The organism is Mesorhizobium sp. M7A.F.Ca.CA.002.09.1.1, assembly GCF_003998555.1.
Classification (GTDB): domain Bacteria; phylum Pseudomonadota; class Alphaproteobacteria; order Rhizobiales; family Rhizobiaceae; genus Mesorhizobium; species Mesorhizobium ciceri.
Window position 1 is genome coordinate 1 of record NZ_RZRR01000042.1, and the last position, 13,974, is coordinate 13,974.

At 62.4% G+C, this 13,974-nt stretch carries 13 protein-coding genes and 1 tRNA gene; 10 read left to right on the forward strand and 4 right to left on the reverse strand.

Annotated features, from left to right (window positions below; genetic code table 11):
* Positions 1-45: 45 nt before the first annotated feature.
* Both rnpA and rpmH read right to left on the reverse strand, forming a co-directional pair.
* Positions 46-399 carry a ribonuclease P protein component gene (gene rnpA / locus EN994_RS03590; RefSeq protein WP_013528505.1) on the reverse strand — a complete coding sequence of 118 codons (354 nt, stop codon included), beginning with the start codon at positions 397-399 and terminating at the stop codon, positions 46-48.
* A gap of 16 nt (positions 400-415) precedes the next feature.
* Entirely contained in the window at positions 416-550 is a 135-nt protein-coding gene (gene rpmH / locus EN994_RS03595; protein WP_008833937.1) for a 50S ribosomal protein L34, read from the reverse strand.
* Positions 551-829: 279 nt separating this feature from the next.
* Between rpmH and EN994_RS03605 the strand changes: the two genes are divergently transcribed.
* The 5 genes from EN994_RS03605 to EN994_RS03625 all read left to right on the forward strand — a co-directional run bounded on the left by EN994_RS03605 (position 830) and on the right by EN994_RS03625 (position 6,115).
* Entirely contained in the window at positions 830-2,332 is a 1,503-nt protein-coding gene (locus EN994_RS03605; RefSeq protein ID WP_027161119.1) for a HAMP domain-containing sensor histidine kinase, read from the forward strand.
* A gap of 253 nt (positions 2,333-2,585) precedes the next feature.
* Positions 2,586-2,662, forward strand: a tRNA-Arg gene (locus EN994_RS03610).
* A gap of 323 nt (positions 2,663-2,985) precedes the next feature.
* On the forward strand, positions 2,986-3,762 hold the full coding sequence (locus EN994_RS03615; RefSeq protein WP_127224211.1) for a hypothetical protein: 777 nt from the start codon (positions 2,986-2,988) through the stop codon (positions 3,760-3,762).
* 398 nt (positions 3,763-4,160) lie between these two features.
* On the forward strand, positions 4,161-5,141 hold the full coding sequence (locus EN994_RS03620; RefSeq protein ID WP_127224210.1) for a hypothetical protein: 981 nt from the start codon (positions 4,161-4,163) through the stop codon (positions 5,139-5,141).
* A 212-nt stretch (positions 5,142-5,353) separates the two neighbouring features.
* On the forward strand, positions 5,354-6,115 hold the full coding sequence (locus tag EN994_RS03625; protein WP_063169710.1) for an SDR family NAD(P)-dependent oxidoreductase: 762 nt from the start codon (positions 5,354-5,356) through the stop codon (positions 6,113-6,115).
* Between the two features lie 28 nt (positions 6,116-6,143).
* On the opposite strand, the gene EN994_RS03630 is transcribed toward EN994_RS03625, so the two are convergent.
* A complete protein-coding gene (locus EN994_RS03630) occupies positions 6,144-6,713 on the reverse strand; it encodes a TMEM175 family protein (RefSeq protein WP_027161123.1) in 570 nt (189 codons plus the stop codon).
* A 124-nt stretch (positions 6,714-6,837) separates the two neighbouring features.
* Positions 6,838-7,539: a GntR family transcriptional regulator gene (locus tag EN994_RS03635; protein ID WP_164745804.1), complete on the reverse strand. Its 702-nt coding sequence runs from the start codon at positions 7,537-7,539 to the stop codon at positions 6,838-6,840.
* 231 nt (positions 7,540-7,770) lie between these two features.
* Here EN994_RS03635 and EN994_RS03645 point away from each other — a divergent pair, with 231 nt between their 5' ends.
* The 5 genes from EN994_RS03645 to EN994_RS03665 all read left to right on the forward strand — a co-directional run.
* Positions 7,771-8,811: an ABC transporter substrate-binding protein gene (locus EN994_RS03645; RefSeq protein WP_024502105.1), complete on the forward strand. Its 1,041-nt coding sequence runs from the start codon at positions 7,771-7,773 to the stop codon at positions 8,809-8,811.
* 82 nt (positions 8,812-8,893) lie between these two features.
* Entirely contained in the window at positions 8,894-9,976 is a 1,083-nt protein-coding gene (locus EN994_RS03650; protein ID WP_063169709.1) for an ABC transporter ATP-binding protein, read from the forward strand.
* Positions 9,977-10,371: 395 nt separating this feature from the next.
* Positions 10,372-11,958, forward strand: coding sequence for a gamma-glutamyltransferase (gene ggt, locus EN994_RS03655; protein WP_063170422.1), 1,587 nt, complete (start codon positions 10,372-10,374; stop codon positions 11,956-11,958).
* A gap of 88 nt (positions 11,959-12,046) precedes the next feature.
* Complete coding sequence (locus EN994_RS03660) at positions 12,047-13,573, forward strand: acyl--CoA ligase (RefSeq protein ID WP_063170421.1); 1,527 nt, start codon at positions 12,047-12,049, stop codon at positions 13,571-13,573.
* A gap of 2 nt (positions 13,574-13,575) precedes the next feature.
* Positions 13,576-13,974, forward strand: a 399-nt coding sequence (locus tag EN994_RS03665; RefSeq protein ID WP_164745805.1) for a 2-dehydropantoate 2-reductase N-terminal domain-containing protein, incomplete at its 3' end; no start/stop codon positions are given.

Sequence of the window (13,974 nt, forward strand, 5' to 3'; positions counted from 1 at the left end):
TGGTGATGAAGAAGTTCCGGTTGTTTTCCATCGAAAGCCCTTGGCCTATCGTGTTCCGCGCAGTCGGCGGGAGAGTTCGGCCTTCAACTGGCCGAACGGAGTGGTAAGCACGTCTTCGCGCCCGACGATGACATAGTCATTGCCAGGCGCCATGTCACTTGCGGCGTGCGTACGGACGGCTTCTCGCAGCCGCCGCCGGACGCGGTTGCGGACAACCGCATTGCCGACCTTCTTGGTGACGGTGTAGCCGACGCGCGGCGACAGGCCGTCGCCGCGGTCGAGAACTTCGACGAGAAAAAGCCGCCCGCGTCGTTTTTCACCACGACGGACAGCCAGGAATTCCGCGCGCTTCAGAAGCCGCTTGGGATTTGGTCCCACTGGCTTGCCGGATGCGGGCAACGATCTCGTCTTCCGTTCAGGCGCTGAGCCGCTTGCGACCGCGGTTGCGGCGAGCTGCGACGACGCCGCGACCACCCTTGGTGGCCATGCGGGCACGAAAGCCGTGCCGACGTTTGCGGACGAGTTTGGACGGTTGGTAGGTACGCTTCATTTGTTTTAATACCGCGGGGGTGCGGCCCTTCTTGATTCTGTCACTGTGTAACAGGAGCTTTGCCGAGCCGGCTTTGGCGCGATCGAAACCGCGCCGGGACGAATGGCCCGAGCGTGTGCGGGCTTATAGAAAGAAGGCTTTTGGAAGTCAATCCGGAGTCGTCGGGCCGAAAGCTTCGCCATTCAGGCCGGTTTATGTTTGCGACCAAGGATGAAATTGGCAAAAAAGCCGTAATCGCCTAATCTGCGTTGATCAAGTGATCGTGAAGACATTAGCCGCATGAGCGAAACCATACAGGCACAGGAAGGGATCGGCACGGCGGGGTCCACCGAGGCGCCGGCCAGCGTGCGCACGGTGCCGCTGTCGCGCGGCCTGTCGACCAAGCTGCTGCTGCTGACCATCGTCTTCGTGCTGCTGGCCGAAGTGCTGATCTTCCTGCCCTGGATCGCCAGCTACCGGCTGAACTGGCTGAAGGAGCGGCTGAGCACGGCGGCGGCGGTGTCGATCGTGCTGGTGCAGGGTGAACCCACCTCGCTGTCGCGCACGGCGCAGAACGACGTGCTGATGGCGATCGGCGCCAAGGCGATCGCGGTGCGCGACGGAGGCGTCTCGCGGCTGCTGGTGGTGGCCGAAATGCCGCCGAAGGTCGACGAACACATCGATATCGCCTCGATCGGCATGATCAAGGGCATGACCGGTGCGCTCGACACGTTGTTTTTCGGCGGCGACCGTATGCTGCGCGTCTTCGGTCCGGTCGGCGAATCCGACAAGGAGTTCGAGCTGATCATGCCCGACAACAGCCTGCGCAACGCGATGCTGCGCTATTCGCGCAACGTCGCCTTCGTCTCGCTGCTGATCTCGCTGTTCACCGCCATGCTGGTCTACGCCGCCATCGACCTGATCATGATCGGGCCGATCCGGACGATGACGCGCTCGATGCTGTCCTTCTCCGAGGCGCCCGACGATCCCGGGCGGATCATCCATCCGGCTGCCCGCGCCGACGAGATCGGCGTTGCCGAGCGCGAGCTGTCGCAGATGCAGGAACGGCTGCAAAAAATGCTCTCCGAGCAGAAGCATCTTGCCGATCTCGGCCTGGCGGTTTCCAAGATCAACCATGACATGCGCAACATCCTGGCTTCGGCGCAGCTGATGTCGGACCGCTTGCGTCAGGTCAAGGATCCGACGGTGCAGGCCTTCGCGCCGAAACTGCTGCGCGCGCTCGACCGCGCCGTGTCTTATTCCGAAGGCGTGCTTCACTACGGCCGCACGCAGGAGCCGCCGCCGGCGCGCCGACGCCTGAGGCTGCGGCAACTGGTCGAGGACGTGCACGGCCTGCTGGACATTGAGCAAGGCATCGAGTTCGTCAATTCGGTCGAGCCGGCCTTCGAGGTCGATGCCGATTCCGACCAGTTGTTCAGGGTGCTGACCAATCTGTGCCGGAATTCCGTGCAAGCGATGGCGACCGACAGTGAAAGCGCCCTGGTGCGCCGCCTGGCGGTGTCGGCCGTGCGCCTGGGCAGCGTCAGCCGCATCGCCGTCAGCGACACCGGCCCCGGCCTGCCGCCCAAGGCGCGGGAAAACCTGTTCGCGGCCTTTCGCGGCTCGGCGCGCAGCGGCGGCACCGGCCTTGGCCTGGCGATCGCGCACGAACTGATCCGCGCGCATGGCGGCACGGTCGAGCTGGTCGAGAGCATTGGCGGGCGCACCACATTCGCCGTCACCATCCCCGACCAGCCGGTCCGGCTCGACCAGGCCCGCAACGGCCTGCGCCGCCCGGCGTGACGGTTTAGAGCGCCGGGTCGCCCGGCCCTCTTGTCCTCTGGCCCGATGCTTCTTCCAATGAGCAGGAACCGGCTCAACTTCGGACCGTTGCCATCTGCCGGAATCCCAGCCTTCATCACCAACCAAGGCACTTGTGACAAAACTTTTGCCGGATCGGCTTGCTTTTCCGAAATTCAGTCGCTAGGGAACACGTCTCGTCGCGACCGGTCGTTTACGATCGGATTGCGGGGTCATGGAAAGCATGGCCTGTTGCGCGCCCGTAGCTCAGCTGGATAGAGCACCAGACTACGAATCTGGGGGTCAGGAGTTCGAATCTCTTCGGGCGCGCCAAACAATTATATGAGACCGTTGGGATTTCCGACCTTTTCTATGTTGCCTTCAACAGCCTAGAGGGGAACAAAAAGCCGTAAAAATCCCGGAATGGGGCTCAAAGCCCCACGGATACTCCCACTAATTCATATGCGGTTCACTGGCTGTCCTACTCTCATCGAGGGTGACAAACCGTGAGGAAGCCATTCTCGGGCAGCCTCACGGAACGGGTAGCAGTTGCGCATTGCCGATCTTCCCGCCATCTATGCAAGAAGGCGCGGGGATCAATCAAGGCAATGCTTAAACCCTTTGGGAAGTGGTTCGTTACGAATTGGGAACGGGTCTTGTTTGTGATCGTCGGCTTGGCCCTGCTCGGCGCGAGCCTGACATTGATCTATCAGGAAAAAGTGACAGAAGCCGCCGCAGTCTTTGGCCTTGGCTTTCTCAGCTTTCTCTACGCCAACGTTTCGCGCTTCAAACGCTTCAAAGGGCTGGGCTTTGAAGCGGAGCTTTGGGAGGACAAGCAGAAAGAAGCCGCTGACCTCATTGAACGCTTGCGCGATATCGTTTCGATCTACACGCGGGAAGTTATACTTGGAAAGGTGAAGGCGGGGCGTATCGGGGTTGCAGGAAAGTGGAATGATCATTGGAAGCTCTATGATGATCTTGTCACGCAGCACAACACCCTTGGACAGAAGGTCGATTTTTCGGACATCAAAAAGGAAATGGATGACACTTTCCTTTTCGACATGACGATGCCCGAAATCAGGAAACTAAGAGCCGCTACGAATAAAGGAAAAGAGGCTGCAAGGCAAAGGATCGAGCAGGAGTTTGGAAGTCCCGTCCGTGACAATGAAGGCTACAATCGGCGCTGGGCGCAGTTTCGCGAGATACCTGAAGACATCAAAGACCCCTTCAAGATTTCGATCAAGGAGGATTTGGCAGGTTACGCCTTGAAGGTCTGGCGGGAAACCAAAGAACGGCTCAAACGAGATTTTGACGTGGACGCGGATGTTGACCAAAAGGTCCTTGATCGGTTCGTAACAATCTCAAAGCTCTATCAGTCCCGACCGGTTCAAGTGACGGACGAAATGATCGCATGGGCGAACCGGGAGGACTGAAATACTCCTTGCGCTTCAGTTCAAGTTCGGCAGACCTCATAGATCTCATGCGGACGACCTAGCTGGTCATGAACTCAGCCTGTTCATCGTGCCAGCCCTTCATCCACCTTTCACGGCGACCGCTATCCGTATAGGGGCATTTGCGCAGCGGGACGTGGCGTCGACAGGCTTTCTGCCCCTCTTCATAGACCGACCCGCCACCGTGAAGGTGCTCTTGTAAAAGGGCGGCACTGATTGTTGACTTCGGCATTTCATTGTCTCCGGTTTGAGTGCCGGAACATGGGAACGCGGCGACGGGGCAACAATCCGCAATTTTCGAACATCTATGGGAAAAGCGTCGACCTGTCCGTTACTTCCTTCTCCATCATATAATTGTTCCGCACGACCGGAGGTCCTAAGTGACGCTTGAAGAAGCTATTGCCGAGCATATGCAGCTAATCGACTTGGAGCTTCAGGTGGAGGAGCTCCCACTTTGGCAACGTCCGCTTAGGGCTTCAATCAAGTTCGTTCTAGAAAGCATTCTGGACATTCGGGGCGACACGAAGGAGGATTTTGCAGGGAAACCATGGTTTGCGGTGATCTTCCACCATATTGAGACATGGTATCGCGATACCTACGGAAGTGCTTTTGATCAGAGTAGCGGGGAGGGTTTTGCGTCGGGCGTAGTGCTTGTTCGGCATGTCCCGATTGAAATCCGCGTTCCACTAACACGCACCACGCCGGGGACACCTGGTGAAACCGTTTGGCTTCATTTCCCCCTTGGCATTGAACAGGGCGAGACGCCCACCGACTGGCTCGTAAACCCGCCCAACCTCGCGAAGATAGACCTGACGGAAAGCCGAAAACTGAAAACGAGGACGACGGCGGTGGCCACCGCCTTGCGCAGGATCAGAATGAACACGATGGGAGTGACCGCGCCGGATCATGAAATCACGGAATTGATTGATGGGGTTCTTTCTGATCTTCAAAACGCGGCAATAGGTCTGCTTACTGATAGTGATACCGCAAGGGGCGCTGCAATGTGGTCGATGCAGATGGCAATCGAACGGACGATAAAGGCATTCATTCTTCAAAAGACAGGCAGAAAGTATCGTGAAACCCACGACCTTTTTTACCTTTACGACGACGCGCTTCCGCATTGTTCCGGCATCAACCGCGGCCTCCTAAAGAAGCTCCCCAATTCACGCGAGATGATGGAAGGACGGTACGGTCTGGGTACGAAATGGACAATCCGCTATGCGACGGAAGCCTACTTCGCGGCGCTCATGCTCATTTCCGAGTTCTCAGCCCGGTATGATCGCAAGATAAGTGTCGGCGGCAGTCGGGTCCACCTCAAGCGTCCACCTTGGCTCACCTTGCCGAAGCCTGTCACAACCTAGGACTATTTCCCCCTACTTCTTTTTCACAGCCGCGAGCTGGTCGGACTGAATTTCCATGATGGAACGTGTTTCGGGTTTCCATACCGTCGACGCGCTGCATGCGATTTAACAGGAAAAATAGGCGCGCTATGTACCCCATGGATTATATGGTTCGACGATTGTGACCGCTGGCGTTCGACCGCGCACGGCAGGCGGAACCAACGGAGCCTGAATTGACATCCATCACTACCACCAAGCGAGCACTTATCACCGGGACCGGAGCGGCCGACGGCATCGGCTTCGCCATTGCCCGCCAGCTCGGCCATGCCGGCCATGCCGTTTTTCTCACCGGTGCCAGTGGGCGTGTGCTCGATCGCGCCGTTGAGCTCCGTGCAGAAGGCATCGACGCCAAGGCCGTGGTCGCCGATCTCACCATCGCTGCCGATGTCGCGCGGTTGCGGGCTGATGTCGGCGCGGTCGGCATCCTGGTCAACAATGCCGGCATGGGCTCGCTGGCATCGCCATCGGTCGACAAGGCGTTTCTCGCCATGACCGAGGCCGACTGGGATCAGGGGATCGACGTCAGCCTGAAGACGGCATTCCTCGTCACCAAGGCGTTTCTGCCGGCGATGGTCGAAGCGGGCTATGGGCGTATCGTCAATGTGGCGTCGGTCACCGGACCGCTGGTGTCTTTCGAAGGCACATCAGCCTATTCCGCCGCCAAGGCCGGCATGGTCGGCCTGACACGCACGCTGGCGCTCGAAGTGGCGAAAAACGGCATCACGGCCAACGCCGTGGCTCCCGGCTGGATCGAAACAGGGTCGTCGAGCGAGATGGAGCGGCAAGCCGCCCTGAATACGCCGCCGGCGCGGGCCGGGCGACCGGATGAGGTGGCCGCCGCGGTCGTGTTCCTGGCCTCGGAAGGCGCCAGCTATGTCAACGGCGCCCTGCTGGTGGTCGATGGCGGCAACAGCCTTCAGGAGCGCAAGGGCTGAAGCCGTCCAACGCGTCGGGTGCGAGAATTCAGCCTTTGCCCGAGCTTTTGCCTGCCCCCGGCGCTTCCGGCCTGAGATAGACGGCCAAGCAGCAGCAACAGATCGCCAAGCCCGCGACTGGATATTTCAGGGCGACCAGCCCCGCCAGCGCGAATAGGCAGAGCGTCGCGAGCGACCGGATGCGCATGCGCTTGCGCACCGCGAGCGGAACCGCGTTCTCCGGCATCGGGTCGATGAGTTCGCGGATCAGAAGAATGTAGGTCAGGTTCACCAGGAAGAAGACGGCGGCGTAGAAGGCGACCGGCTGCGGCGCCAGCTCGCTGACCGCCATCCACGCGGTCGCCAGCGGCAGCAGCGAAACCGAGAACAGATGCGCGAAATTGTACCACATCAGGCTGGCTGTCGCCTCCCTGGCGTGGCGTAACAGATGATGATGGTTCGCCCAGACGATGGCGATGAAGAGATAGCTGACGCTGTAGCTCAGCCATGTCGGCCAGAGCTCCAGAAGCGCCTTGAACGTCGGCAACTCCGGCGGGCGCAAGTCGAGGACCAGCACCGTGATGAGGACGGCGAACACGCCATCCGAAAATGCGCTCAACCGATCGAGCCCTGTCGAGGGAAGCACTGGACCGTCCTCGTCGCAGTTCGTGAGACATATAGTAGTGCTGTCGATAGCAATATCCATGGCCGCTCGGACCATCTGACGCCGCCGCCAGCGCCGCTCAGGACGCCTTGGCCAGAAAACTCTGGTAGTCCGATTTCGCCTGCAGCAGGCGCAGCACATTGTCGCGCGAGCCCCTTACGTGGGCGCGGGCCAGCGTGCCGGCTCGGGCGGCATCGCCGGCGCAGATCGCCTCGACGATCTCGGCATGCTCGTCGCGGGCGATCTTCCATTCGTCGAGCCACAACAGTTCGGTCCAGACATAGTGCTGGCACTTGTCGAGGATGCCGCACAGCATGCCATGCAGCATCGCATTGCCGCTGATTTCGGCGATGACGCGGTGCAGGTCGATGCCGACTTCGAGCTCCTGGAATTTTTCGCGCGTGGTGCGCTCCGGAATGGCGGCCAGCCGCTCGCATTCGGCCAGCATGGCACGCAGCCGCGCCTTGTCCTGTTCCGTCGCAGCAGCGGCGGCCAGTGCCGTCGCGTGGCCGTCGAGCAGTTCGCGGATCTCGAAGGCCTCGCGGAACATGTTGATGTCGAACTCGGTGACGACATAGCCCTGGCGCGGCCGGCCGGTGACCAGGCCGTCGCGCTCGAGGCGGTTGAAGGCCTCGCGCACCGGGGTGCGGCTGACAGTCAGCTTCGCCGCGATGTCGTTTTCGGTGACGCGTGAGCCCGGCGGAATCTGGCCGGTCACGATCATCGCCTTGAGCGCGGAATAGACCGAGTCGCGCAGCGTGTTTTTGGTTTCCTTGGCCAAGTTCCGTTTCCAGTTCTCCGGTCTTTCCGCCGGCATATGTTCTCATGCATAGCTGTATTCAAAGTCGGCGCGGTTTGCCACGCCCCGGCGCCCCATCTCCCAGCCCGGGTTGACGGCCCCAGGCGCGCCGATCGGTGTTGACATCGCTGATCCCCAAGCTACACTCAAAATTGTATACAAAATAGAATGCGAAATCAAAAACAATGGGAACACCGGTGGAGAGCCGAAAAAATGAACAGGACCAGAAGCGTTAGTATCGTTGCGATGGCGGGCCTCATGGCCTCCCTCGCGGCCCCCGCAATGGCGGGCGACACCATCACCGTCGCCTCGTGGGGCGGCACCTACCAGGAAGCGCAGACCAAGGCGTTCTTCAAGCCGACCGCCGACGCGCTCGGCATCACCATCAAGGAGGACACCACCAACGGCCTCGACGACGTACGGCTGCAGGTAACCGGCAATGCGGTGAAATGGGACATCACCGAGCTTGGCGCCGACGAATGCGCACGCGGCTCGAAGGAAGGGCTGTTCGAGAAGCTCGACTACGGCATTATCGACAAGAGCGGCATCAATCCGAAGCTTGTCCATGATGACTGGGTCGGCATTTCCTACACCTCCGTCGTGCTGATCTACCGGACCGATGTGTTCGGCGACAAAGGCCCCAAGACCTGGGCCGACTTCTGGAACGTGGAAAAGTTTCCGGGACGGCGCGCGTTGAGCGGCAGCCAGGCGACCGAAACGCTGAGCGTCGCGGCTCTCGCCTCGGGCCTGCCGATCGACAAGGTCTATCCCGTGGATGTCGACGGCGCGCTGAAATCCGTCGACAAGATCCGTGGCCATGTCGACGCCTGGTGGACCTCCGGCGCTCAGGCCATGCAATTGGTCAAGGATGGCGAAGTCGACATGGCGAGCATCTGGAACGGCCGTGCCGGCACCTTGAAGAAGGAAGGCGCGCCGGTCAGCTTCTCCTTCGACCAGGGCGTGCTGACCGCCGACTGCATGGTCATCCCCAAGGGTGCCAAGAACAAGGAAGCCGCGATGAAGGCGCTTGCGATGTTCGTCAGCCCGCAGCTGCAGGCCAATCTGCCGCTCTACGTCGACAATGGCCCAGTAAACGAGAAGGCTTTCGAGACCGGCAAGATCCCGCAGGACAGGATCAAGGACATCAATTCGGCGCCCGAAAACGTCAAGAAACAGGTGCTGCAGGACGCCGAGTTCTGGCGCGACAATCTGGTCGAGGCGACGGAGAAGTTCAACAATCTGGTCCAGCAATAGGCCGCGGACACAAGCTTACGGCGGGCAGCGTAACCAGCCACTGCCTCGCCACCTGTTCTCTGCGGCTAAGGAGCGAAAAATCTTGTCCATTGCGCCATCCGCGTTGCCCATCGGCATGCGCGGGATCGAGAAACGATTTGGCAGCGTCCCGGTGCTGCGCGACCTTAACCTCGATGTCGAGGCCGGCGAATTCCTGACGCTGCTCGGCCCTTCCGGTTCCGGCAAGACGACGCTGCTGATGATCCTGGCCGGTTTCGTGCGGGCCAATGCCGGCTCGATCAAGGTCGGCGGCGACGAGATCATCACCACGCCGCCGCACAAGCGCAACATCGGCATGGTGTTCCAGAACTACGCGCTGTTTCCGCACATGAACGTCTTCCACAACATCGCCTTTCCGCTGAAGCAGCGCGGCGTCGCCGCCGCCGAGACGGCCGAACGTGTCGAGAAGGCGCTCGATCTGGTGAAATTGCAGGGCCTGGGCGAACGCCGGGTCGACCAGCTTTCCGGCGGCCAGCGACAGCGTGTGGCGCTGGCACGCGCCATCGTCTTCGAGCCGCGCATCGTGCTGATGGACGAACCCTTGTCGGCGCTCGACAAGGGCCTGCGCGAGCACATGCAGATCGAGCTGCGCGCCCTGCATCGCCGGCTCGGCATGACCACCGTCTATGTCACGCACGACCAGCGCGAAGCCATCACCATGTCCGACCGCATCGCGGTCATGAACGCCGGGCGCATCGAACAGCTCGACAAGCCTGAAACCCTCTACGCCAGGCCGCAAACGCGATTTGTAGCCGGCTTCATCGGCGAATCGAATTTCATTCCGGTCGAGTGCCGCAACGGCTCCGTCTGGTACGAGGACCGGAGAATCCATACCGCGGCACCAGTGCCGGCAGCTGGCCAGCACCTGATGGTGGTGCGGCCGGAAAAGCTGCGGCTCCTGGCAGACGCCGAACCGACAAGCGGCGTCAACGTGCTCGAGGCGAAAGTCAGCGACATCATCTATCAGGGCGACAGCTTCGTCTGCTACGCGGCGTTGCGCGACGGCCGCCAGCTGACTTTGCGCGACTATTGCCGCAGCGATGTGCTGGCCAAAATGCCGGCGCCCGGCCAGCCAGTCTCATTCGGTCTCGATGCGCAGGACACGATCCTGGTGGCGGCAGACTGATGAGCGCGCAGCCCGCCCTCATGGAAGAGATCGGCAGCGCCGCAGGCCGGGAGCTCAACACGCAGGGACTTCACGCCGACGCCCGGCGTGAATCACTACGGCTGCTGGCGCTGTTGTCGCCAAGCCTGCTTCTGGTCTTCGCCATCATCATCGTGCCGATCGGCTGGCTGTTCTGGCTGTCGCTGTTCGACGAAGCGGGCGGCTTCAGCGCCGCCAATTATGCGCGATTCTTCGAGCAGGCCTCCTACATCAAGACCTTCATCACCACCTTCAAGGTCGCCTTCATCGTCACCGGCGCCTGCGTGCTGCTCGGCTCGGCCGGCGGCATTGATTTCACCAGATCAATTCGCAGAAGCGACCAATTTGCAGAAGTGACTAGGGGATATTCAGACAGAATGCGTGATTTCCAGTTTCCCGGCCGCTCGCCGGTTCGTGCCACCGAGGCGGTTGCCGCGACCTCGCATCCGCTTGCAACGCTTGCGGCCATCGACATGCTGCGCTCCGGCGGCAATGCCATGGACGCCGCGGTCTGCGCCGCCGCCGTGCAGGGTGTGGTCGAGCCGCAATCGACGGGCATCGGTGGCGACTGCTTCGTGCTTTATTCTCCCGGAGGACAAGGCAATGTGCTGGCCTTCAACGGCTCGGGGCGAGCGCCGGCCAGGGCGACGGTCGGCTGGTATCTCGAAAAAGGCTTCGACCGCATCCCGCTGCAGGGTCCGCATGCGGTCACCGTACCCGGCGCCGTCGACGCCTGGAGCCGCCTGCTCGAAGACCATGGCCGCAAGGGCCTTGCCGAGGCGCTGACGCCGGCCATTCACTATGCCGAGAACGGCTATGTCGTGCACGACCGCGTCGCCTTCGACTGGGCCGAGCCGGAGACCGACCTGTCGGCCGACGAGCATGCCGCGCGCATCTTCCTGCCCGGCGGCAGGGCGCCGAAGGCGGGTGACGTCCATCGGCAGCCGGAACTGGCGGCGACCTTGCGCATCATCGCCAAACACGGCCGGTCCGGTTTCTACGAAGGCGCGGTCGCCGACGATATGGTGAGCCGGCTCAACGAATTGGGCGGACTTCATACGGCCGAGGATTTTGCCGCGACCAGAGGCGACTATGTGGCGCCGGTCAGCACCTCCTATGGCGGCCATGAGATCCACCAGATGCCGCCGAACAATCAGGGGCTGACGGCGCTTTTGATGCTCAATTTGCTGTCGGGCTTCGAGCTTGGCGGGCTCGACCCCAATGGCGCCGAACGCCTGCATCTGGAGATCGAGGCCGGACGCCTGGCTTACCGCGACCGCGACCGCTATGTCGGCGACCAGGACCATGTCCCGGTGCCCCTGAAGCAGCTCCTGTCCGGCGCCTATGCCGACCGGCTACGCGCCGAGATCGACCGCGACCGCGCCATCACGCATCTGCCGCGCGTCGAGCTGCCCGGCAGCGACACGGTCTATATCTCCATCGTCGACCGCGACCGCAACGCGGTCTCCTTCATCAACTCGACCTATTATTCGTTCGGCAGTGGCGTCGTCGGCCCGAAGACCGGTATCGTGCTGCAGAACCGTGGTTCGAGCTTCCGCCTCGACCCGGCGCATCCGAACGCGATCGCGCCGGGCAAGCGGCCGATGCACACGATCATGCCGGGCATGGCGACGAAGAACGGCCGCGTGGTGATGCCGTTCGGCGTCATGGGCGGCGGTTACCAGCCGTTTGGCCATGTCCACCTGCTCACCAACATGATCGATTTCGGCATGGACCCGCAGCAGGCACTGGATGCGCCGAGGGTGTTTTACAACGATGACACAGTGGAAGCCGAGCGTGGCGTTCCCACTGATGCAACCGAGGGCCTGCGCCGGCGCGGCCACCGCATCGCCGAACCGCATCATCCGCTTGGCGGGGGGCAGGTGGTGCTGATCGACTGGGAGAAGGGGACGCTGACCGGCGCTTCCGATCCGCGCAAGGATGGTTTGGCGCTTGGCTATTGAGGTGATCCGTTGTCCAATGGCGCCCATATCGAGGCAAGCCCGTCAGAAGGGCTCTCGCCAGTAATCGTTCGAAATCCAGCCGGTGATCATGACCCAAACTGAAACCCACGCAGATCTCTCCCGCCGTCTCGCCGCCGGCGCCGACGACGCCCCCGCCATTCTGGCGCCCGACAGGGCAACGCTCAGCCATGGCGGATTGCGCAGCATGATCGCCGACACGGCAAAACAGCTGCATGCGCGCGGCATCGGCCGCGGCGACAGGGTGGCGATCGTGCTGCCGAACGGGCCCGAGATGGCCACCGCCTTCGTCGCCGTGGCGGCCGCCGCCTCTACGGCGCCGCTCAACCCCGCCTACCGGGCCGACGAGCTCGATTTCTACCTGACCGACATCGGCGCCAAGGCGATCCTCGTCGCGGAGGGTGAGACCGGCCCCGCGGTGACGGTGGCCGAACGCCTCGGCATCGGCGTGCTGCGGCTCGTCGTGCAGCCCGGCACACCGGCCGGCAGTTTTGCTATCGAGGGCGCGGCGATCGGACCGAAGGCCGCGCCCGACATGGCGCAAGACAGCGACATTGCGCTGCTGCTGCATACCTCCGGCACGACATCGCGTCCAAAACTGGTGCCGCTCAGCCATGCCAACATCGCGGCCTCGGCAGCTCATATCGGCGGCACGCTTGGCCTGACGGCCGATGACCGTTGCCTCAATATCATGCCGCTGTTCCACATTCACGGCCTGATCGCGGCCGTGCTGTCGTCGCTGGCTGCCGGCGGCAGCATCTACTGCACGCCGGGTTTCAACGCGCTGCGCTTCTTCCAGTGGCTGAGCGAGGCGCAGCCGAGCTGGTACACGGCGGTGCCGACCATGCATCAGGCGATCCTGGCCCGCGCGGCACGCAACACCGAGGCGCTGGCGGCGGCGCGCCTGCGCTTCATCCGCTCGTCCTCGGCGTCGCTGCCGGCGCAGGTAATGACTGAGCTGGAAGCGACCTTCGGCTGCCCAGTGATCGAATCCTACGGGATGACCGAGGCGGCTCACCAGATGGCCTCGAACCGGCTGCCGCCGGGCCAGCGCAAGCCCGGCAGCGTTGGTGCCTCCGCCGGGCCGGAGGTGGCTGTGATGGCGCCCGACGGGCGGCTGCTCGATGCAGGCGAGTCCGGCGAGATCGTCATCCGCGGGCCCAATGTCACGACGGGCTACGAAAAGAACCCGGATGCCAACGCCACGGCTTTCGCGCATGGCTGGTTCCACACCGGCGACCAGGGCGTGCTGGACGGGGACGGCTATCTCAGGGTCACCGGTCGGCTCAAGGAGATCATCAATCGCGGCGGCGAAAAGATCTCGCCACTCGAGGTCGACGATGTGCTGATGGACCATCCGGCGGTGGCACAGGTCGTCACCTTCGCCATGCCGCATGACAAGCTTGGCGAGGAGGTGGCGGCGGCGGTTGTGCTGCGCGAAGGCATCAGCGCCGCTGAGAGCGACATCCGCACCTATGCCGCGACGCGGCTTGCCGACTTCAAAGTGCCGCGCAAGATCCTGATCCTGGACGAGATCCCCAAGGGCGCGACCGGCAAATTGCAGCGCATCGGCCTTGCCGCCAAACTCGGGCTTTGACGATGAAGATCACCATCTTCGGCGCCGGTGCGATCGGCGGCTATCTCGCTGCCAAGCTTGCCGCCGCCGGCCGCACCGATCTCTCGATCGTCGCGCGCGGCGCCCATCTGGAAGCGATCAAGGCAGATGGCCTGCGCCTGATCGAGGATGGCCAGGAGACGTCCGTCCCCGTCCGGGCCGCCGCCAAGGCCGAGGAACTTGGCGTGCAGGATTATGTCGTGCTGGCGCTGAAGGCCCATTCCCTCACCCCGGCGCTCGACCAGATCGCACCGCTGCTTGGGGACCACACATCAGTCGTCACCATGCAGAACGGCGTGCCGTGGTGGTATTTCCACGGCGTCGGCGGGCCGCTCGAAGGCACCAGGCTGAACGCGGTCGATCCCGGCGGCGCGATCTGGCAG